The sequence below is a fragment of the Deltaproteobacteria bacterium genome (assembly GCA_016933965.1).
Lineage (GTDB): Bacteria > Desulfobacterota > Syntrophia > Syntrophales > UBA2210 > JAFGTS01.
Genome location: JAFGTS010000026.1, coordinates 19,120 through 41,096 on the forward strand (window position 1 = coordinate 19,120; position 21,977 = coordinate 41,096).

The 21,977-nt window shown below is 51.2% G+C and carries 19 protein-coding genes; 9 read left to right on the forward strand and 10 right to left on the reverse strand.

The window, feature by feature from the left end; all coding sequences use genetic code 11:
* Positions 1-29: 29 nt before the first annotated feature.
* Positions 30-908: a CoA pyrophosphatase gene (locus JXO48_06050; protein MBN2283434.1), complete on the reverse strand. Its 879-nt coding sequence runs from the start codon at positions 906-908 to the stop codon at positions 30-32.
* Positions 909-982: 74 nt separating this feature from the next.
* Positions 983-1,957, reverse strand: a complete 975-nt coding sequence (locus JXO48_06055; protein ID MBN2283435.1) for an alpha/beta fold hydrolase — start codon at positions 1,955-1,957, stop codon at positions 983-985.
* Positions 1,958-2,029: 72 nt separating this feature from the next.
* On the opposite strand from JXO48_06055, the gene JXO48_06060 reads away from it, so the two are divergent.
* Complete coding sequence (locus JXO48_06060; GenBank protein ID MBN2283436.1) at positions 2,030-2,368, forward strand: ADP-ribosylglycohydrolase family protein; 339 nt, start codon at positions 2,030-2,032, stop codon at positions 2,366-2,368.
* Here the strand turns inward: JXO48_06060 and JXO48_06065 are convergent.
* From JXO48_06065 to JXO48_06080, 4 genes are all read right to left on the reverse strand, one after another.
* Positions 2,343-2,903, reverse strand: a complete 561-nt coding sequence (locus tag JXO48_06065; protein MBN2283437.1) for a thiol reductase thioredoxin — start codon at positions 2,901-2,903, stop codon at positions 2,343-2,345. The genes JXO48_06060 and JXO48_06065 overlap by 26 nt on opposite strands.
* A 63-nt stretch (positions 2,904-2,966) precedes the next feature.
* Complete coding sequence (locus JXO48_06070) at positions 2,967-3,956, reverse strand: KpsF/GutQ family sugar-phosphate isomerase (GenBank protein ID MBN2283438.1); 990 nt, start codon at positions 3,954-3,956, stop codon at positions 2,967-2,969.
* Positions 3,957-4,104: 148 nt separating this feature from the next.
* Complete coding sequence (locus JXO48_06075; GenBank protein ID MBN2283439.1) at positions 4,105-4,794, reverse strand: anaerobic ribonucleoside-triphosphate reductase activating protein; 690 nt, start codon at positions 4,792-4,794, stop codon at positions 4,105-4,107.
* A gap of 2 nt (positions 4,795-4,796) precedes the next feature.
* Entirely contained in the window at positions 4,797-6,884 is a 2,088-nt protein-coding gene (locus JXO48_06080; protein ID MBN2283440.1) for a ribonucleoside triphosphate reductase, read from the reverse strand.
* 189 nt (positions 6,885-7,073) lie between these two features.
* Between JXO48_06080 and JXO48_06085 the strand changes: the two genes are divergently transcribed.
* The 3 genes from JXO48_06085 (at position 7,074) to JXO48_06095 (ending at position 9,885) form a co-directional block, all read left to right on the forward strand.
* Positions 7,074-8,375, forward strand: coding sequence for an adenylosuccinate lyase (locus tag JXO48_06085; GenBank protein MBN2283441.1), 1,302 nt, complete (start codon positions 7,074-7,076; stop codon positions 8,373-8,375).
* Positions 8,372-8,971 carry a hypothetical protein gene (locus JXO48_06090; GenBank protein MBN2283442.1) on the forward strand — a complete coding sequence of 200 codons (600 nt, stop codon included), beginning with the start codon at positions 8,372-8,374 and terminating at the stop codon, positions 8,969-8,971. Before JXO48_06085 ends, JXO48_06090 begins: the two co-directional genes overlap by 4 nt.
* Positions 8,972-9,096: 125 nt before the next feature.
* Positions 9,097-9,885, forward strand: coding sequence for a methyltransferase domain-containing protein (locus JXO48_06095; GenBank protein MBN2283443.1), 789 nt, complete (start codon positions 9,097-9,099; stop codon positions 9,883-9,885).
* 264 nt (positions 9,886-10,149) lie between these two features.
* Here JXO48_06095 and JXO48_06100 read toward each other — a convergent pair whose 3' ends face one another.
* The 4 genes from JXO48_06100 to JXO48_06115 all read right to left on the reverse strand — a co-directional run bounded on the left by JXO48_06100 (position 10,150) and on the right by JXO48_06115 (position 16,368).
* A complete protein-coding gene (locus JXO48_06100; protein MBN2283444.1) occupies positions 10,150-12,471 on the reverse strand; it encodes a PAS domain S-box protein in 2,322 nt (773 codons plus the stop codon).
* Entirely contained in the window at positions 12,468-14,600 is a 2,133-nt protein-coding gene (locus JXO48_06105; protein MBN2283445.1) for a hypothetical protein, read from the reverse strand. The genes JXO48_06100 and JXO48_06105 overlap by 4 nt, the downstream gene beginning before the upstream one ends.
* Positions 14,601-14,854: 254 nt before the next feature.
* Positions 14,855-15,136 (reverse strand): integration host factor subunit alpha, encoded by a 282-nt coding sequence (locus JXO48_06110; protein ID MBN2283446.1) that lies wholly within the window; start codon positions 15,134-15,136, stop codon positions 14,855-14,857.
* Between the two features lie 86 nt (positions 15,137-15,222).
* Positions 15,223-16,368: an acyl-CoA dehydrogenase family protein gene (locus tag JXO48_06115; GenBank protein ID MBN2283447.1), complete on the reverse strand. Its 1,146-nt coding sequence runs from the start codon at positions 16,366-16,368 to the stop codon at positions 15,223-15,225.
* A gap of 484 nt (positions 16,369-16,852) precedes the next feature.
* Here JXO48_06115 and JXO48_06120 point away from each other — a divergent pair, with 484 nt between their 5' ends.
* The 5 genes from JXO48_06120 (at position 16,853) to pilQ (ending at position 21,830) form a co-directional block, all read left to right on the forward strand.
* On the forward strand, positions 16,853-17,059 hold the full coding sequence (locus tag JXO48_06120) for a helix-turn-helix domain-containing protein (protein ID MBN2283448.1): 207 nt from the start codon (positions 16,853-16,855) through the stop codon (positions 17,057-17,059).
* 133 nt (positions 17,060-17,192) lie between these two features.
* Positions 17,193-19,019: a pilus assembly protein PilM gene (gene pilM, locus JXO48_06125; GenBank protein MBN2283449.1), complete on the forward strand. Its 1,827-nt coding sequence runs from the start codon at positions 17,193-17,195 to the stop codon at positions 19,017-19,019.
* A gap of 23 nt (positions 19,020-19,042) precedes the next feature.
* Complete coding sequence (gene pilO, locus JXO48_06130) at positions 19,043-19,582, forward strand: type 4a pilus biogenesis protein PilO (GenBank protein ID MBN2283450.1); 540 nt, start codon at positions 19,043-19,045, stop codon at positions 19,580-19,582.
* A 67-nt stretch (positions 19,583-19,649) separates the two neighbouring features.
* Positions 19,650-20,138, forward strand: a complete 489-nt coding sequence (locus JXO48_06135) for a hypothetical protein (GenBank protein ID MBN2283451.1) — start codon at positions 19,650-19,652, stop codon at positions 20,136-20,138.
* A gap of 51 nt (positions 20,139-20,189) precedes the next feature.
* On the forward strand, positions 20,190-21,830 hold the full coding sequence (gene pilQ / locus JXO48_06140) for a type IV pilus secretin PilQ (GenBank protein MBN2283452.1): 1,641 nt from the start codon (positions 20,190-20,192) through the stop codon (positions 21,828-21,830).
* Positions 21,831-21,977: the final 147 nt, after the last annotated feature.

Consider the following 21,977-nt stretch of genomic DNA (forward strand, 5'->3'; position numbering starts at 1 on the left):
TTAACGGCTCCGGAACATCTTGTCAAGCATCATTCCCGGTGCCGACGGTTGCCATGCCCATGAGCGCTTCCCGTCATATAGGAGGCGTCGATGGTACGGTGTACCTGATTGTCCCTGTCGATTTCAGGAAGCTCATGATCGAAGACTGCCTTGAGAAAGGAAAGAATGATATTGAACGTGGCGCCCCAGAGGATCTCATCATTTCCGCCCGGTTCCCGGTGGATGAGACAGGGGAATTGCCATGAGACCGGTGATGTTCCATTTCCATCTCCGTGATGACTCAGAGAGAAGAAAGCGTAGTTTTCATCCCTGAAGAAGGCGGCAAGAGGAATTTCTACGACTTTTTCCACTTCCCAGTTGGGGCGGAACCGCCAGGGGGTTCTGACGAGACCGACCACGGGAAATATGACACGCGGGAAAAGGCTGAGAGTGTAAGAGGGCAGGGCTCCCAAAAACCGGACATTGAAAGGATTCAGCCGGACCTCTTCCCATGACTCACGAAGGGCGTTCGCAAGGAACAGAACGACATCCCTTTTTTCCTCACTCCGTTGCCGCAGGTATTTTCGTGACCCGCCCCGCAGCATGGGGAAAATGCCGCTGATGATGAGGTTCATGAAGATCTTATCCGCCAGGGGGTTCAGCATGCCGCCGGGCGCGCTCAGGTCCCCGCTCTGCGGCACGTTCCGGGAACGTTTTATCAGTTGAAAAACAAACTCTCCCTCCCCGGCGGTTTCGTTCTCCCTGAAAAAGAGAGGAAGCAGTACGCCGGCCGCAAGCCATCTCCTGTCGCTTGTTCTCATGGTCCGGACCCGGGAAAATTGCTCGGAGAAATCCACCGGTGCTGTTCCCAGTCGCTTCAGGATCAGTTCATGGGTCTCGTCCCGATCTGAGAGGTTGTTCGCGTTCATGTGCTGTTCCCTGACGAAAAAACGAGTATACGCTGCATATCACGGTTGCGCGTATAAAAACAAATATTCCCTGTTCATGGACGGCCTCTGCGGTACAGCGCCTCGATCCTCCGTTCGTACCAGCAGCCGCAGGGGAAGGGATCAATGAAACCGCAATGGCCGCCGTGAGGCTGGATTGACACCTTCAGGCGGGAACTGTTTCCAAGACGGCGGAAATCCTCAACGGGAATTACGGGGTCGTCCTCGGCGATGATAACGGTAACGGGGACCGTCACGGATGCGAAAGGGGCTTTGGTGAGCGTGTAGCGGTCGAAATAATCACGGTGTCCCCCGAAGTCGGAATAGCACCTGATTATCGATTCGGTGATCTCCAGAATTGAACTCATGCGGAGTTCTTTTCGAAAATCATACCGGTCGGGAAAGGCGACCTGTTTTTTTCTCAGCGACCTCTTCCATTTCATCAGAAAGTAGGAACGATAGATGAACAGGCCCTTATCAACGGCCAGTGTCGAATTGAAGGGATCAATGGGGGGACTCACGGCAACGATCTGTTCCAGGCCTTCTATGGGAGTATCTCCCTGTCGCAGTGCGATGCGGAGCGCGTAATTTCCTCCCAGTGAGAATCCGATGATATAAAAGGGATTTCCCCGGGAAAAAGTGCTGATGCGGTGCACCGCCGTCATTACTTCATCGATCAGTGCGCCGTGAAAAAGCCCCGGGTTCAGGGAATGCGTATCCCCGTGATCACGAAAGTTGAGCCGAAATATGTCATAGCCTTTCTTATAGAAGTATCTCCCCGTATGGAGCATGTAGGCGGACCCTGAATGACCTTCCCAGCCGTGAAGAAGCAGGATGAGCGGACGATCGTTGCGGTCGGGATGCTCTGAATGGTATCCCTGCAGGCGGACCCCATCCCCGCCGTCGATCACGACCGCTTTTGAAACCGCCATCATCGGGTTGGGACCGATGGTCCTGATCTTCATGCTTGCAAGGATGCTCTGGAGATGCGGATTCCGCGTCCAGCCTTTTGGATTGAATTGTTCCTCCATGGCTTGGTATAAATCATATATTACCCGTTACTGTCAACCGGGTCGGCCCGCACCTCCACCTTTCGCGAAAAAATGATCCTCACAGGCAGTCTTTTTCATGACGGTGCCGATCACGCTGAAGCCGCCGGAGTGATCGGGAAAACCGTCGCGGTCCATGAATCGATGCCCTTTGCCGTCTATTGCTTTCTGAAGCATCATGGATCGTTTGAGGAATGCCTTCTGTGCGCCGTGACAAACGGTGGTGACCGGGATACCTTGGGAGCAATGGCCTGCGCGATCTCAGGGGCCTTTCACGGTTTCGAGAAATTGCCGTCGTCATGGACCGGACTGCTTGAGAACCGGGAGTATATTGCCGGTCTCGCTGAAGGTCTCGCGGCCCGTTGCTTTAAGGCCCGGTTTTCTCGTCCGTGAGAAGCGGTTGAAGATGTTCTTTCAGATCGGCCGGCTTCATGGGTCCGGTGAGTTTCTTTCGTTCAACCCCGTTCTTGAAAAGCAGGAACGAAGGCGTTTCGGTGATGCCGAACCGTGACACGGTTTCAGGGGCGTCATCGACCTTCAGCCGGACCACCTTAATGGACCCGGCATAGGTGTGGGTCATGTATTCGAGGGCGGGGAGAGAGACCCGGCAGGATTCGCACGTGTCCGACCAGAAACAGACAAGCACCGGTCCCGGAAATGCCAGGACCTCATCGGAAAATGATCGATCCGACACTTCCACGACCGATCCCAGGTACAGGGGCGCACCGCATTTCCCGCAGATGGGGCGGTCACTGACCCGTTCTTCCGGTACCAGGTTCCTGGTCCCGCATTCCATGCACCGGATGATCAGTTCATCAAGAGCAGCACCGCAGCGGCCGCACCGGGGGGTGTTGCTCAGGTGCTCGGGAACGATCCGGTTCTTCTGACCGCATCTCAGGCATCTGATAATGAATTCATTCTGCTTCATGGTGTCCCGTCCTGAAAGGCAACGAAGACCACTTGTATCGGTTTCCGGCGTTGGTTATTGCGATCAGATAGAAATTTTTATTGTGCCACCCCTTCCGAGAATATCATGAAGATGTATATATCCCGCCAGGCGGCCGTCAGCATCCAGGACGGCAAGGGTGGTGATCTCATCACGCTGCAGTACTTCGATGGTTTCCGCCAGTGACGTGTTCTGATCAATGGTTTTTGGAGCTCTCGTCATGAGCTGGTCAACAATTGCTTTTGAAAAGTCGGTGCCCTTCTTGACGAAACGCCGCACGTCCCCATCCGTCAATATTCCCAGGAGCCTCTTTCCCTCATCGACCACGAGGACAAAACCGAGGTTCTTTTCGTCGATTTTTTCTATCGCCGCCAGGGACGGTGTTCCCGAGAGAACCAGAGGCATTCGATCGTCGCTGATCATGCAGTCCTTTACCGACGCCATCAGGCGCTGCCCGAGATACCCGCCGGGATGAAATCTGTAAAAGTCCCGTTCACTGAAATTCTTTTTCTTGACGAGCGCGACCGCGAGGGCATCCCCCATGGCAAGCGTGGCCGTGGAGCTTGATGTCGGGGCCAGACCGAAGGGGCAGGCTTCCCTGGCCACTCCCACGTCGATGGCCACGTCACTCATGGTGGCCAATGACGACGATCTCTTGCCGGTAAAGGCAATAACCGGAATCCCGATATCCCTGATCCGTGAAATAAGGATATTTATTTCCATCGTTTCACCGCTGTTTGAGATCGCCAGGAGGACATCGTCGCGGTGAACGATTCCCAGGTCTCCATGCATGCCTTCCACAGGGTGGAGGAAGAGGGCAGGTGTACCGGTGCTCGTCAGGGTGGCCACGATCTTTTTCCCGATCAGGCCTGATTTTCCAATACCCGTCACGATCACCCGGCCCTTTGAACGGAAAATGAGGTCCACGGCCTTTGAAAAGTGGTCATCAAGTTTTTCTATGAGGTTGAGAATGCTTTCCGCCTCTATTTTCAGGACGTCACGGGCATTCTGTAATATTACGGTGTCATCCGTCATGGGTTGATCACATACTCCCGGGAATGTAGACTCGTACATATCACGTGCATGGTGTTGAATCAACAGTAAGATGGGTAATAGTCATGCGCCGGCACCGGCATGCGGTGCGGCCGGAGCGATGTCCCCCGGAAGCGCTACACCTTCGTTCTCACCTGATGTGGACCTGCTCCACCCAGTGTTCAAGTTTTTTTCCTATTACCTGAAGCTCGTCGCTGGAAAGGGATTCTTCATGCATGAAAGAGGGATCAACGGTTTTTGAAGGTATGAATTTCTGGAGCACCAGGCGGCGGGCTCCCGAAACAAGCCTTCCGATGCTGAGCAGGTCCCGGCGGGTGAGGAGTGAGCGTACTACGGTCGTGCGGAATTCATAATCAATTCCTGAGGCCATGACGGTCTCTATGCTTTTCCGAATGTCCGCCTTGGTTACTTTTACCCGCGCGACCGATTCATATTTGGCCAGGGGGGCCTTCACGTCCATTGACAGAAAGTCGATGAGGCCCTTATCGATCAGTTCCGCGATTACAGCGGGACGGGAACCGTTCGTGTCGATCTTTATGATGTAGCCCATCGACTTGATCTCCTTTATGAAATCGACAATGTCGCCCTGCAGTGTCGGTTCTCCTCCCGTCACTGAAAGGGCGTCCAGTTTGTTCCGCCGTCTGTCGAGGAAGGAGAGTACGTCGGGAACGGGAACTAGATCACCGAAGAGCTCGGGAAGCACGAGCTCGGGATTATGGCAATAGGGACACCGGAAATTACAGCGGCGCGTAAATAGAACGGCACAGATCTTCCCGGGGAAATCGATGAGGGAGAATTTTTGCAGCGCGGCGATTTCCATTGTCATACTTTGAAAACGGTACGAGAAGCGAATTCCGCCTGCTTACCCTTGTTCCATTGTTTCACGGGCCGGAGGTAACCGACGACGCGGGTGAATACTTCGCAGGATTCACCGCAGGTGGGGCACGTCTCCTGTTCACCCTTCAGATACCCGTGATTCTGGCAGACGCTGAAGGTGGGAGAAAAGGTAAAATACGGCAGGTGATACTGTTCGCATATCCGCCGGACCAGTACCTTGATGGCCGATGCATCGTCTATCCGCTCACCGGCGTAGATGTGAAACACCGTTCCCCCGGTATAGCGGGTCTGAATGTCATCCTGCAGGTCGAGGGCCTCAAATATGTCATCCGTGTAATTCACCGGCAATTGCGTTGAATTGGTATAGAATACCGATGATGCACCGCCGTCACCGTTGGCGGTCGACAGGATGATATCGGGATACCGTTCCTTGTCCTTGCGGGCAAGGCTGTGTGACGTTCCCTCTGCCGGGGTCGCTTCAAGGTTGTAGTTGTTTCCCGTTTCTTCCTGAAACTCGAGGAGCTTGTCACGCATGAAATCAAGAGTCTCTCTGGTGAATTCGAGTCCTTCCGGGTCGGCGATCGATTTTCCGAGGAAATTGAGGCAGGCCTCATTCATTCCCACGAGGCCGATCGTGGAAAAATGGTTTTTCCAGTATTCTCCGAAACGCTCCTTCATGTGACGGAGATAATACTTCGTATAGGGATAGAGGTTTCCATCGGTGAACTTTTCGAGTACCTTGCGCTTCGTTTCCAGGCTTTCCTTGGCCATGACCATAAGTTTCGTGAGACGTTCCCGGAACTCTTCCTTTGTCCCGGACAGGTAACCGATCCGTGGCATGTTCATGGTGATGACGCCGATGGAACCGGTCAGGGGATTGGAACCGAACAGACCGCCCCCCCGCTTTACCAGTTCGCGGTTGTCTATTCTGAGCCGGCAGCACATGCTGCGAGCGTCTTCCGGGCTCATGTCCGAATTGATGAAATTCGAGAAGTAGGGGACACCGTATTTTGCGGTCATTTCCCACAGGTTGTCGAGGTGGGGGTTATCCCATTCGAAGTGTCGGGTGATGTTGTAGGTCGGTATGGGAAATGTAAAAACGCGTCCCTTCGCGTCACCCTCAGCCATCACCTCCAGGAAGGCCTTGTTCAGTATGTTCATCTCTTCCTGGAAATCCCCGTAGGTTTCCGTGAGTGGAACACCGCCGATAATGACGTTCTTGTCGGTGTAGTAGGGAGGAACCTCGATGTCGAGGGTCACGTTCGTGAAGGGTGTCTGAAAGCCGACGCGGGTCGGGACGTTGATGTTGAATATGAACTCCTGAAGGGCCTGTTTGACCTCGTTATAGGTAAGGTCATCGTATCGTATGAACGGTGCGAGGAGGGTGTCGAAATTCGAGAATGCCTGTGCCCCCGCCGCCTCACCCTGCAGGGTGTAAAAAAAGTTGACCACCTGTCCCAGTGCGCTGCGAAGATGTTTCGCAGGCTTGCTTTCAACCTTTCCGGATGCCCCCTTGAACCCTTCAAGAAGCAGGTCGTAGAGGTCCCATCCCACGCAGTAAACGGACAGAAGGCTCAGGTCATGGATATGAAAATCACCGTTGTGCTGGGCCTGTCGTATCTCGTCAGGATATATTTTATTCAACCAGTACACCTTGCTGACTTCGGACGAGACATAATTATTGAGGCCCTGCAGGGAATAATCCATGTTGCTGTTCTCATTGATCTTCCAGTCCATCTTCTGAAGGTACTGGTCAACCAGGTCCACCTCCATCTTGTTCGCTATTTCACGGAGCCGGGCATGCTGGTCTCGATAGATGATATAGGCCTTGGCGGTTTTTCGGTATGATGAGTTGAGAAGAGCGTCTTCCACGATGTCCTGAATTTCTTCGACGGTCATGATCTTGTCGTCAAAGAGTTTTTCAGCGAGAGTCAGGACCCTTATGGTCAAGCGCTGGGCGTCCTTTTCACTGAACTCACCGGTTGCTTCTCCCGCCTTTGCTATGGCATTCGTGATCTTCGAAGCATCAAACTTGACCAGACGGCCATCGCGCTTCCTGATTTTGGTATGCATGGCTTCCCTCCAGATGAGCCCTCAACTGTACGCCCGACCACAATATATAGTGCAGACATGCTAATACTAATACTATATGTAGTCAAGAAAAAATTTTCCTGGTGACCGGATATCTCTTAAAATGCTTGACTATGCGCCGCACATCGTACTATGGAATACCGAACACAGACACCAGGAGGGGCTCCTTCCGTGATTCCGAGATATTCGAGAGATGAAATGACCGCCATCTGGAGTCCTGAAAATCGATTCAGGAAATGGCTTGACGTGGAGATCCTCGTCTGCGAGGCACTGGCGGAAAAAGGGCTTATACCACCGGATGCGATGAAAAACATTCGGGAACACGCAGGTTTTGACGTTTCACGGATTGATGAAATAGAAAAAACGGTCAAACACGATGTCATCGCTTTTCTCACGGCCGTTTCGGAGCGGGTAGGGCCCGACGCCCGCTTTATCCACATGGGGCTGACATCATCGGATATTCTCGATACTTCCTTCGCGGTTCTGCTGAAGGAGGCATCCGATATATTGCTCCGCGACGTGGACGACGTTCTGGAGATACTGAAGGACCGGGCTCAGGAATTCAAGAACACGCTGATGATGGGCAGGTCTCACGGCATTCATGCCGAACCGATAACCTTCGGCCTGAAAATGGCCCTGTGGTTTCAGGAGATGGAACGAAACAGGATTCGTCTCGCCGCGGCGCGTGGATCGATCGCCTGCGGGAAAATAGCGGGTGCCGTGGGAACCTATTCGTTCATCGACCCTTCCATTGAAGAATACGTGTGCCGGAAACTCGGGATCACCCCGGCGCCGATCTCCACGCAGGTCGTCCAGCGGGACCGGCATGCCGAATTCTTTTCAGCCTGTGCCATCACCGCCTCTTCCATTGAAAAGTTTGCGACGGAAATACGGCACCTCCAGAGGACCGAGGTGCGGGAAGCCGAGGAGTATTTTTCACCCGGGCAGAAAGGGTCCTCCGCGATGCCTCATAAACGCAATCCCGTTCTGTCGGAAAACCTGACGGGGCTGGCGAGGCTCATGCGGTCCTACGCCCTGGCGGCTATGGAGAACGCGCCGCTGTGGCACGAACGGGACATAAGCCACTCTTCCGTGGAACGGGTGATCGGACCGGACGCGACGATACTTCTCGACTTCATGCTGTACCGTTTTGCCGGTGTAATAAAAAATCTGGTGGTGTATCCCGAAAGGATGCTGGAAAACCTGAACCTGACCCGTGGCGTCGTTTTTTCACAGATGGTTCTCCTGAAACTCGTTGAAAGCGGAGTGTCCCGGGAAGATGCCTATGCCATGGTACAACGCAATGCCATGAAGTCCTGGAACGAAGGACGTCAATTCAGGGACCTGCTGCTTGAAGATGAAGAAGTGCGGTCCCGTCTGTCCGCCGAGGATATTGACCATATCTTCAGAACGGAAAATTTTCTGGGCCATATCGACTATACCTTTGAAAAGGTCTTCGGGAAGGGGTCATGAAAAAGAACCTGTTGTGGATCGCGGCGATTCTTTGTTTTTCCTTTTCGGGCTGTGTGGTCATCGGGGGGTATGCCGACATGGCGCGGAACATCTCCCTTTCGGAGGAGTACCATGCAGTCCTGGCAAAATGGACACGGGGAAAAACGCTCTATTCACAGTTCGAAACGAAGATCCGCCTGGTTGCGACCTGTGTGACGGGGGAATTCATGGAGGCATATATCGCAGAGAACACCAGGCTGTATAATGAAACGGACCGGGCCGCGGTTGAGCGCATGGAAGGTTTTATAAGGGACGATACGGGAGTTCTTGAGATCGTCTTTTATGCCTCGTCACCGAAGGAGGAAGTGAACGACTTCGCCTCGACGCCGTCCTCGTGGGTCGTTTTTCTGCAGACCACCGACGGAGAGAGGTTGGATCCCGTTGAAATCCGGGAAATCAAAGACATAACACCACAGGTGGAAGCATTCTTCCCCTATGTTCAAAAGCGATACGGAAAATTTTACAGCCTGCTGTTTCAACGACCGCAACCCACCGATACCTGCGAAGGGATCCTTGTCTTCACCGGCGTCGTGGGCCGGATTGAGTTGTCCTGGTGATGATCAGGGGGGGCGACGCTCAGCGGCCAGGGGGCGATGCGACGTGTGCCCGTGAGGGAACATTCTCGAGAACATATTGATCGGAAACGGAGAGCGACGGAGTGGAACGCGAGATTCATTACCTGATGGAAAGCGACGAAGAGACCCTTCGCCTTGAAATGAAAACCGACCGGGAACGGGTGAAAACACAGGCTCAATGGTGCGGTATCGGTCCGGGGCAACGGGTTCTTGATCTCGGTTGCGGGACCGGGAAAACGACCTCTATCATTCATGAACTCGTGCAACCGGGCGGGTCCGTTGTGGGAGTCGACGGTTCACGGGAACGGATAGCCTACGCTGAAAAACAGTACGGGGCTCATGAAGGAATTGAGTTTCATTCCTGCGACCTGACGGGGCTCCTCGAAGATCTCGGCGAATTCGACGTAATATGGATGCGCTTTGTGCTCGAGTATTTTCGACATGAAAGCGCCGGGATAGTGCGGAACCTGAAACAATGCTTGAAACCGGGGGGGGTGTTGTGTCTGCTCGATCTCGACCACAACTGCCTGAATCATTATGAGCTCAGCCCGAGGCTTGAGGACATACTTGGGAAAATAATCGGTACCCTGGAACGTAAATACAATTTTGATCCCTATGCCGGACGGAAATTATACTCCTATCTGTATGACGAAGGCTTTGAAGAGATCGAAGCCCATATCATGGCGCATCACCTGATATACGGTGAAGTTCGTGAAGAAGATGCCTTTAACTGGGTAAAAAAGATCGAGATGGTCGCCCGCGCGGCGGGTGCTCTCTTTGACACGTACCCCGGGGGGTTCGAGGGGTTTACAGGCGATTTCGAGGAATTCTTCTACGATCCCCGCCGGTTCACCTATTCTTGCCTTATTCTGTGCAAGGGCCGCATGCCGAAATAGTAGAGAGCTGCCTCAGCAGGCACTTACGCGGGTTGCTCGTTCCGTCTGCAGTGCGTCTCGGCTTTGTGCATGTATCGATGGAAGAATTCAGGCTGTCTGAACTTCTTTTTTTCTGCAGCCCCCTGGCGGTGACATTTGTAAAGTCAGATTTGACGACTTCGTAAAAAGTCCATATGCTTCGTTGCGCTTCACCCTTCGTCACTGCGACGTACGAAAAAGTACGTCTCACTTCTCAGGATTCGCACGCCTTGCCTCTGGAACTTTTTACAAAGCCGCCCCATCTGCTCGGGTATTTCGACTTTTTACGAGATCATCAAATTTATTTTCGGTAAAGAGACGGATACAGGCATCGACGACATCCGAGTCATAAAGGATACCGCGGTTTTCCGTTATCTCCTTAATAGCCATTTCTATTCCCAATGCCGGGCGATAGGGGCGGTGGCTGCTCATGGCCTCCACCACGTCCGCAACGGAAAGGATCTTCGCTTCCATCAGAATATCTTCGCCGCTGATTCCATTGGGGTATCCCGATCCATCGAGCCGCTCATGGTGCTGCAGGACGATCCTGGCAACGGGATGGGTGAACTCGATATTTTTGAGAATATTGAACCCCACTTCCGGGTGTGTCTTTATGAGGGTGAATTCCAGATCGTTCAGCTCTATGGGTTTACTGAGAATTTCGGCAGGTACATACATTTTGCCGATGTCGTGAATCATAGACGCCATCTGAATTCCCTTGACGGTATCCAGCGGGAGATTCATTTCTTCCCCTATGGCGCCGGCGATAAGCGCCACGCGTTTCTGATGGCCGGCCGTATAGGGGTCCCGTGATTCGACGATTTCCGACATGGCGTCTATGGTGCTCTGAAGGGTCATCTGCAGAATATCATAATTCTTCTTGAGTTCTGATACATCCTTCAGACTTCCCACGAGGCCGGTCATCCTGCCGTCGTCGTCGAAGTTCGGTGCGCCGCTGATATTAAATACATGTTCCTTGCCCTGCTTGTCGATAAACCGTCCTGTCACGTCCTTGAAAATTTCCCTGTTCTTCGCCCGGGAAAGGACTTTTGTGAGATAGGGCCGATCCTCTTCGCAGATGATGTCAAGCAGCCGCTTTCCGATCAATTCCTCCGTTGAATACAGCAGTATTCTTTCGGAAACGGGATTTATGTAAGTTATGACACTGTCGGCATCGAGCGTGTAAATGATGTCCGGCGAGTTTTCTCCCAGGGCGCGGAACCGGGCTTCACTGTTCTTGATCTTCCGGTACGACCGGGCATTGTTGATACTGATGCCGACCTGCGGGGCTATTCCCATGAGCAGGTTCAGATCGCTCTGGCTCAACTGCCTCTTGGAGCGGATGTTATCAACACCCAGGACCCCCTCAGATCGCCCCTCGAAAATAATAGGAACGCAGATAAATGATTGGACACCCATGGCCCGGACGAAGTCGAGGCTCTTTTTGGAAATAATGGTTTCTATTTCCTCAATGTCGTTGATGAGAAAGGGGATCTGGTTCTTGAATGAAAGCACGAACTGGCCCCGGGAAGAGGGTTTGTCAAGGTGGAAGCTGATCATTCTCAGAAACTCTTCCTGTTCCGCATTGTAACCGAAACCGGCCACATAGACCAGCCTGGTCCGTTCTTCGTTGGCCAGCATGATCATGCCGCGGTCGAAATCGAGACGTTTTCCGAGGAGTTCCATGATGTACGGGAGCAGCTTGTCCATGTCGAGGATGCTCGCCGTGGCCTGACCCACTTCCTGTATCAGGAGGGCATTGTCGTAGCTTGTATTGACCCGTTCAAGAAGGTCCCCCGCGAGATCGCCCTTATTGATTATGGAAGTCTGGATTTCAGACTTTTCGAGGTATACGGCGTGCGCGTGAAGAGACGTCACCAGGATGGTGCAGAGCAGCGCCACGATGAGCGTGTTGATCGGCGTATGCGAAAAAAGCAGGATGGCGCAGATAAGAACGCTGAAAACAGTGGCGTAATTTCTCAACCGTTTCCAGAGCAGGAAGGCCGGCTGTTCCCAACTGATGATATAGCGGCAGGCATCGGCGTTTTTGTGGAGGCACTCGGGATGCTCGATCTTGGCGTACTCACCGGTGAAGAGCTTCGGGATGGATTCAAAAATTCCCATCCGGTTTTCGCACTGATAAGGTTTTTCATCAACATCCGGGCCCGGCTTCACGGTGAGTTCCATCTTGTTGCTTGCCAGTTTCTTCGCTGAAACGGTACAGGCCCTGCTGAAGATGGGATAAAGCTTTTCCATCACCGAAAGCGCCGCAACGGGTGTCACGAAGCTCAAAGCATACTGCTGTGCCGCGAGCCCTGACTTTGACAGCGCCGAATAACGGCCCGCTTCCCGGGCGATGTCGGCGTCGCCCGTTTCGATGACGAGCCGTTCATAAAACCGGTCCACCTGGCCCTGAGAGAACCAGTGCCCCTCATCATCGATCTGATAGCGCTTCATTCCGGCATAATCAAGGATCGGTTCAAGGTGAATGTCCGGATAATGTGTGTTGATGTATTCAACGAAGAACTTGATGATCCGTGTGCTGTAAAGGGGGGGATTCTCCATCATCTGAAAAACTTTTCCATTATAAGCTTAATGAAAATCCTGGCGTTCGTCTTAAGCCGTTCACGCATGTACTCGATAAAGTCTCTACCGTATTGAGAATTAATAATCCATAACAAATATTGTTTTTCATAGGGTATCTCTCCTTTTTCGAGGTACGTGTGAGGGAATATGGTCAACGCCGGGTTTTCGACATGACACTTCTCGATCAGTAATTGTGCCGCCGTTGAAAGGATATCCCACGGGGTATCGACCGGTTCGGTAATGATGATCTTTACTCCGTTCAGAAGTTCCGAGAGGTTCAGGCCGAGGTCCGATCGGTTCACGATCATCAGGGCCGCGTGCCGGTCCCCCTTCAGGAGCGAAAAGGCCTTCCAGCGACGAATGAGTCCGTGCCGTTTGTATAACTTTTCAATGGAATCACCATTACCGCCTCCGTAGTTTTCCAGATCCAGGCAGGAAAGCAGGAGACCGCCGGAATGGTGCCGGTAAAACCGTTCGATTTCATTCATATCCGATGGGACAAACTCCCGGAGGGTCCATTCGGGAGGCAGCTCTTTCCGGGCCGGCTGTTGTTTGAAGTTTTTATAGGCAAAGAGATCGAGCGAGCATATCCGGGGATTTCCCGTATCACGCACGAAGGCGCCGAAAAACATATCCATAAAACGGTTTTTCGGCTGGTAATAGAACATGGTGTGATTCATCCTGACCGAGTGGAACAGGTGAAGACCGCTCAGATAGTTCATCAGTTGCTTGATGACGTGCACGCCCGTGTGCTTGGTGAAGGGCAGTATGGGGCGGGCGGCAAGGTGATGAACAAGCCATGCCCGTTCATAGGCCCGAACCATTGATACGTGGCCGTAAATCTTGCCGCTCCTCTGATAGGTGAAATGCGTGGCCACCTCCGATTCGCGGTTGTAAAGGCGCTCGTATATTTTCTTGAACTCGGTACGGTAGGATTGGAGGGACTGGTATTTTTTGGGGTAAATGAATCCCGTGTCAAAAAAGAATTCCCAGAGGGCGTTCATGTCGATCGTGTCGGAAATATGCACATGGGGATCGATGGCGTGCACGAGGATGTTGCTGAAAAGGTTATATGTCCCCACGTTCATATCAAGAATGACGAAACCGCATCGTACGCCGGACCGCTTCATTTCACGACGGTATACGACCTGTGCCGTGCACTGAAGGTGGAGAGAGCCCGGGAAGGAAATGGTCAGCTCCGGTATGATCAATCCGGGCATCAGCACGCTTTCGTCCGTCGCCTCATGGACGGAGAATCCCGTGGTCGATATATCGTATATGTCTCGCTTTATCTGTTTCCCGAAAAATGGGTGATCAAAGGTAATATACGGCGAGGGCGAGAGACGTATCCTCGGGTTGCGCACCTTTCTTTTTTTGTGTCTCTGTATTTGAAGCGCCGCCGGGACGAGGACCATATCACGGGCCAGGTGGCCGTCTGTCTGGCGGGTCACCCGGCAGGTTCCGGAGAAGATGACGATATTGTCCTGATACAAACGGACGGTGACCTCGTTGTCGTTATCAAACCAGTGAAATGAGGACGGTTCCTGGGGAACCAGATGGACACGAAATGCCAGGGGACTGAAATCAACAAGGACCCCCTGGGCGCTGAACCCGCTCTGCAGGAGTTCCACCGAGATGTCGGAACAACCATATCTTTTGATTCTGCGTTTTCCGGCGGAAAAGACCCGCTCCGGGATATCGATCGTAAAGGATTCTTCGTTGACATCCCGGACCGAGATGGGCACGCAGATAACCGATTGGCCGTCGGGGATGAGAAGGTTCTGCATACGGTGACGGGCGGCGTCGAAGGTTCCTTCGGACGCCCACCTGCAGGTGATCGCCGAGTCCATGCACGGTTCCGGACGGGCCCGAACAAGAAAATCTTCCTCATATTTCGCATCTTTCAGATGAACGGAAACAAAACCACTCGTGAAATGAAGATGATTTATGATATTGATCAGTTTTTTGCTGTCGATCGTTTTTGAATTCGGGATATTCTCGATCAGTTCACGGTGTTGAAACACCATGCTGGACGAAGCCGCCGGTTCGGATGTCCCCTCGACTTTTTTGACGGCAACGGGAAAAGGCTTAACTTTCTTGTGGACGCTCATTCAAACCCTTCCCTGCGGCGTGATGAAAATGCCCCCTCTGCACATTTCCTCTTACACTACATATTGTGTTCATCTATAATACGAATACTATATGTAGTCAAGGTAAAATTTGCCACAGGATCAGGTTGGTGAAGAATGAAGGTAAGAGAGATAATTCAGCCTTCCTTGGGTTCCTCAAGGCCGGTTCCGCCGCGTCTGTCCGGCGGAACCGGCAGGGATTGTTTCAAAAAGATCCGTGTCCGGGTGACGGGCCGCTATGAATTGACGACTTCCTTCAACTTGCGTGAGCATTTGAAGGTGACAACCCTGCGGGCATCCAGCATGAGTTCCTGTCCGGTCTGGGGATTTCTTCCCTTTCTCGGGGTCTTGCTCTTCACGGTCCACTTTCCGAAGCCCGATATCAGAACGTCATGCCCGTTCTCGAGCTCCTTTTTCATCAGATCGAAGACGCTTTCAACCAACTCGGCGCATCGTTCCTTGGAAAACTTCGTGTTGGCGTGAAGATTCTTAACGAGTTCGGCTTTTGTAAGGGTCATTTCGATTTCCTTTCATTTTTTATAATAAACTCTTTGACCGCCGCTCCTTCAGGAGCCCGGCCCACAGCCGTTCTTTTCAAGGGAACTTATCGTGACTGCAAGACCTTGCCGATCGTCATGATCTCCGCTTCTTTCGTACCTTCATATAGTTCAAGGATCTTGGCATCCCGATACCATTTCTGAACTTTATATTCATCGATGTATCCGTATCCTCCGTGGACCTCGACAGCGGCGTTCGCACAGAAAACGGCCGTCTGTCCACCATAGTACTTGGCCATGGCCGCTATATGAAAATCCGGCGTTCCCTGGTCCACCAGCCAGGCGGATTTATAGACAAGATTTCTCAATGCCTCGACCCTGATGGCCATTTCCGTCAATTTCTGCATGGTGATCTGGTAGGCTCCGATCGGTTTGCCGAAGGCGGTACGCTCTCCGGAATAGCGGACGGCTTCGTCCAGGCAGCCCTGGGAAAGACCGAGAGCCTGTCCGGCAACCATGATCCTCGTGATATCGAAGAAATGCATCAACTGGTAGAAACCCTGTCCCTCATCTCCGATAAGATTTTCCTGAGGAACGCGAACCTCTTCAAGGGCGATCTCAGCGGTGTCGCTTGCCCGGATACCCATTTTCCCATGTATCTTTGTCCGCGTTATGCCCGGTGCGTCGGCGGGTACGATGATCTGGCCGAAGCTCCTGTGAATCTTTCCGGCATCGGGGTTCGTGATACACTGGCAGACCATGAAATCGCAGACGGTACCGTTGGTGATGAACATCTTGTTTCCCGTAATGACATAATCTGAACCGTCCTTGACGGCCCTGGTTTTATACCCCGCCACATCGGTGCCGGCGTTGGGTTCGGTATAGGCGCCGGCGCTGACCTGGTCACCGCTGCACACGGGGGGGAGGTAGGTCTTTTTCTGTTCCTCGGACCCAAAATAGTAAATGGCTTCACAGCCGAATCCGGCTGCCACTATGTTCAGACCGATACCCATATCGATCCGCGAAAGCTCTTCCGTCACGATGGCATTTCCAAGAATCCCCACTCCGGCGCCGCCGTATTCTTCAGGGATCCACGCCCCGACGAGACCGTTTTCGGCGGCCTTTTTTCGAAGCTCGGGCGTGTATTTCTCTTCTTCATCACATTCCTGTGAATGAGGGGCTATCTCAGCCTGGGCGAACCTGAACGCCATGTCCTTCAACATTCTCATTTCTTCAGTCAGCGCGAAATCCATGTGAAACCCTCCTTGTCGGCTCTTTAGAGAAGTGCAATCATCGACATCTTCATAGAACGCCTGAAAACAGATTGCGCGAATCCTCAGGAATGAGACATACTTTACGTACGTCGCAATGACGAAGGATAAAGCTCAACGCACCGTGCGGGCTTTTTATGAAGTTGTCAATAATTAAAATTTATTCAGATGGTTATATTGGTTTCAGGTATTTTTTGTCAATAGAAAAATGTGCCGGTTTTAAAAAAGATGTAATCCAGAATGGAGACAGGTGCTTTATGCCTTGGCGGTTTGATAGGACATCCTGCCAGGCGGGAGAATATCGACACGGGACACCTCCTTCCACAAAAATGCGGGCAGTGATTATTACAATATTCTGTAAAGCAATTATGAATAAAAATACTTGACTTGGTTCGGAAGGTACGATACCTTCGTACCCATTCACACGTAAAAATAGTTGATATAGTGTAAGGACACCAAGGAAAGCATGATTGTAATCAAGGGTGACGTTTATTTAACAACCGCCGATGCGGCGCGTGAACTGGGGGTTTCGACAAAGACAATTCGAGCTTACATACAAAAGGGAATTATTCCAGAACCACCAACCATAACGTATGGTATCAGAAAGATCAGGCATTTCACAAAAGAGTATTTGAAAGATGCCGCCCGGCAAATAGAGAGATACAGGCAATGATATTAATGATTGAAATCGCGGCGCGGATGGAATAACCTTAAAGTCAACAACCTTAATCATCATCGATTTTGAGGAATGCCAGGGGGATAGAAAAAGAGTGACGTCTGAAAGAGAAATATCATCGACGGAGAGATTGCTTGACGTTATAAAAAACGGCAAGGGATCAGGTGAGCCGGCTCAACCGGAAGGGGGGCGAGGGGTTTCAACGCCCGGTCCTTCCGGGAAGACGAAAGCGTCAGCCGCTGATGCTGTTACCATAGGCATCGATCTTGGGTACACAGAGTTGCGGATGGTCAAGGTTGCGGCTGTGGGGGGTGAATTGAGGCTTCTCGATTGCAGGAGAATCCCGTATCCTGAGGATATGGACCGGGACAGCCCACGGTTTCCCCCTTTTCTCAGAAAGTCCATCGAAAACTTCCAAGATAACGCAAAGAATGTTCATCTTTGGGCAATTATGCCGTCGGCACCGGTTGAGGTGCAGCATATCCGCGTTCCACGGATGGCAAAGAAGAAGGTTGAAAACGCCGTTTATTTCATGGCTAAGAAAAACACCCCCTTTGATGAAAGGAACACCATATTTGATTATGAGATTCAGGGTGAAGTAAAAGAAGGCGGGCTCGATAAGATTGCGACACTGGCTTATACCGTTCCGAAAGAAGATGTCGAAAAGGCTGAGGATGTTTTTAAACGAGCGGGTATTTCTCTCAACGGGCTGACGATTGCACCCTTTGCAACGCAAAATATTTTTAAAACGAACTGGATTCCTTCACTCAGCAAAACCGTTGCGAGTCTCTATATCGGCAGGGATTGGTCCCGGATCGATATTTTTTCAGGTGGCAATTTTGTTATGACCCGGGGTATCAAAGCCGGGATCAACAGCATGATCGAATCCGTTGCGGATGAGTTCAGCGACCGGCAAAAGAAAATCAGCTTTGAACAATTCAATGTGGAAAAAGAACAGGAAGACAGAGAACAGGCGGCAACGCTGTCAATAGATGAGGCTCGCGAGATACTGTTAGGCCTGGGTTCAGATTCACCGCTTCTGCCTGACTTGATTGCCCGCCTGGGTTTGACGGAGACCGATGTCTTCGACCTGGTTAAGCCGGCCCTGGAGCGGCTTGTACGCCAGATTGAGAGAACGTTTGAACATTACATGTCAACCATCGGAACCGAGCGAATCGATGTAATCTTTGTGTCCAGTGCAATGGGCGTATATATGCCTATTATCGAATACATTGGAGAGCAACTCGGCGTGGAAAGCGATGTTCTTGATCCCATGAGTCCGGAAAATTCCCATGTAAAGAATCTGACAGCCGACATGTCCGTATCGGAACGGAGTGTCTTTGTCCCCGCATTGGGGTTGGCGCTTTCCGACGATGATTGGACCTTGAATCAAATATTTACGTATAAAGACAAGAAAAACCAGGCGTTCATAAGATATGTCAATTTCGCCGTCATGGGTGTCTTCGCCATCGTTATGCTTGTCAGTTTCGGTTATTTTATGTGGCTCAATTCCGCCGCGGACCAGAAAAAAGCAGTTATCGCACAATACAATCAGCAATTAACGGAAGATGTCAGGATCGATGAGACATCGATCATGGAAATGGTGAATCAGATACGGGGGGAACGGGAAGCGATAAAGATTTTCAAGTCGCGGTATGTCGGTATGGCTACGATCAGCGAGTTATCTTCCTTGACGCCTTCCAACATACGCATTTTGAAACTGCGATCGGGAATTTCGGAACAGCAGAACGAAGCCGGGCAGAAAGGGGCAACCGGTCTGGAAATCAGCGGTGTTGTTCTCGGAGAACCCGCGACCCTGGGCTCTCTCCTGGCTAACTATATATTTACCCTTGATGATTCGCCGATGTTTGACGAACCAAGAATAAGCAGCAAAAAAGAAGACGTGTTTGAAGGGAGCCAAGCGCTTCATTTCACCTTGTTTGTAAAAGTTATTTAACAGAAGACGCAGGGTAGGACATCATGAAGAGATCATTCGGCAGGGAGTATACCAAGGGAACGACACTTTTTCTGATCTGTGCCGCTCTCCTGGTTATTGTTCTTTTCTTTTTTCTCTGGATAGCACCGCTTCAGGACTCTCTGGCGGTCCTTGATGAAGAGATTGCCGTCGCAAAAGCGCGGGTCGATATTCAAGAAAAGATACGTCCCCTCTATGCCAAACTTGCCGAAAAAGCAAAATCAGATGAATCAGCGAGACTTCCGCTTCCGAAGAAAGAATCACTTCCGAAACTCAGGATAGAGTCCATTCTTCCAGCCTTTTCGGAGATTGCAAAAAAACATGACATGAAAATCGAATCCTTTAATCCTGTTATAGAAGCACTCGATCAGACCCCGGGGAGGCTTCGCGTGGATATGAGTATTGTAGGGAATTTTTTTGATTTCAGAGAGTTGCTTGTTGACATGGGTGCAGTTCCTTATGTTGAAAGCATCGAGGAAATTCAGATTGAACGGGCAGACACCATGAAAAGAATAAATATGAAGGTCTGGCTCCTGGTTTCATGAGAAATACTGATACATAATGAATGGTTCACATTAAATAAACATATAAAACTAATACATTGGGTCGAAAATGATAGAAAAAATAAAAGAACTGGGGATGAGGGAAAAGGTAGTCATCGTTGTACTCCTGGTAGTTGTAGTGTACGGCCTCTATGTGTTTTTTTCTGGTCATTTCGCCACGCGACCGGGGAGCGGTGGTACTACTTTGACTGACAGGGGGGTGCCGAATATCGAAAAAATAACATCACAGGTGACCCAGGTTTTAGCCGAGGATCAAGACGCCATGATTGATGCGTATATTGTTGCCAGGGCAGAAACAGAATGGGAAACCGATCCCTTCTATCTGGGTAAATCGCCATTGGCGGGCATCACTCTGACTTACAGCGGCTTTATCGAATATAGAGGAAAGGCACTGGCGATCATAAATAATGTTGAATATGAGATTGGTGATGAATTGGTATCAGGGGGGTATTTCGTGAGAAAAATTACCCCCGGTGAGGTACTTATCGAAGATATGGGGAAGCTTGAAACAATTACCGTTCCGTTTGCCGAAGAGTAGCCGGAACAGGATTGTAGGCGCATCCCTAACGTCTTTATGGAGGGGACGATCTTGAAAAGATGTACGGATACAAAATGGCTGGTCGTGGTATTGCTGTGCGCCTCTATGGCGGTATTCCTGCTTGTGGCGGGCTGCAATAAGGATCTGGAGGTCAAAAAGGATCCTTTCTTTGAGAAGTGGCGCCTGGAAGCCGCGAAATCACAGGGGACTTCTCCGGCACCACGTGAGCGTTCTCTGGATACGTCGGAACTGGCCGCTCTTGCAGAGGATGAGTCGGTATCCCACGAGCGGGCGATGCCGACCAACCGGGTCACGCTGAAGATGAGAAATGCCAGTGTTGATGTCGTAATGCGCGCTCTGGCCCGTGCGGCCAATCAGAACCTGCTCATAAAATCCGATGTCAAAGGTGACATCAGCGTGGACTTCCGTAATGTCCCCTGGAACGAGGCATTCATGAGTATCATGCGTTCAAAGAACCTGACTTACGTGTGGGACGGGAGGATTATCCGCATTGCCGATATTAAAGACCTGCAGAATGAGCTCAAGATAGAGGAAATCCAGGAAAAAAGAAGAGAACAGGAAATATTGCGGGGAAGGCTGGCGCCTCTCCACACAATGGTTATCCCTATTGATTTCATAACTGTCAGTACGGAAGATTCAGGAGGGAAGGGGCTGAATGAGCTCCGCGACAATATAGAGTCCTTCCTGACAAGGGACGAACAGGGAAAACCTTACGGTTCGGTTCGGATCAGCGCTCATTCCAACTCGATACTCGTGCAGGCCACGGAAGACGATTTAAAAAAGATTCTTCCCATCATCGAGAAACTTGATAAACCAATGCCGCAGATATTGATAGAAGCGGCTATCGTGGAAACAACGAGCGAAGTCGCGAGAAGTCTCGGCATGCAGTGGGGAGGCCTCTATCACGGGACACAAAATGACCGAAACTATTGGGTGACAGCTGGCTCCAACACGGCAGGCGTCATCGGGGAATCGATTAATGCAGGGCTTGATCCCACGACGGGGATTGCTGCGAATTTCCCAGCACTTGGTTTGGAAGACACCGGTGGGTTGACCATTGGATATGTTTCTCAGAAAATAGGTTCTTACGTTCTCGACGTTCAACTGTCCGCGCTTGAGCAGGATGGAAAGGTGAATATACTGTCACGTCCGTCGATCACGACCCTTGACAACCAGACTGCCTTCACAGAAAGCGGAGAGAAAGTACCTTACGCGACCGTTGATGAAGACGGTGACCGGGAAGTTGAATTCGAGGAGGCGCTTTTACGCCTGGAGATTACTCCCCATGTCATCGATGGGAAAAACATGAAAATGGATATTAATATCAAGAAGGACGAGGTTGACCTGTCGCGGACGGTGGATGGCAACCCTTTCATTATCAAAAAGGAAACGGAAACGACCCTGATAATTCAAGATGGTAATACTGTAGTAATTTCGGGACTCAGCAAGTCACGGAACCTGAATTCCGACAGCGGTGTTCCCTGGCTGAGAGAACTGCCTCTTTTCGGTTACCTGTTCAAGAGATCCGACAAGGATAAGCTGATGGAGGAGGTCCTGATCTTTATAACTCCCCATATCCTGAAAGAAACAGTTGATACCGGTGAGGAAAAGACGGAACCCTCAAGCACCTCGGAACCGGTGAATAAGACAGATACTACCCCAGCCGGGTAATATGGAATATTATAAAATATTAAATTTTTATAAGGAGCCTTTTTCTAATTCTCCTGAACCAGAGTTGTTTTATCAGTCTCCGCAGCATGTCGAGTGTCTGCAGAAACTGGAACTCGCAATTCGTCTCCGTCGAGGCCTGAATGTAGT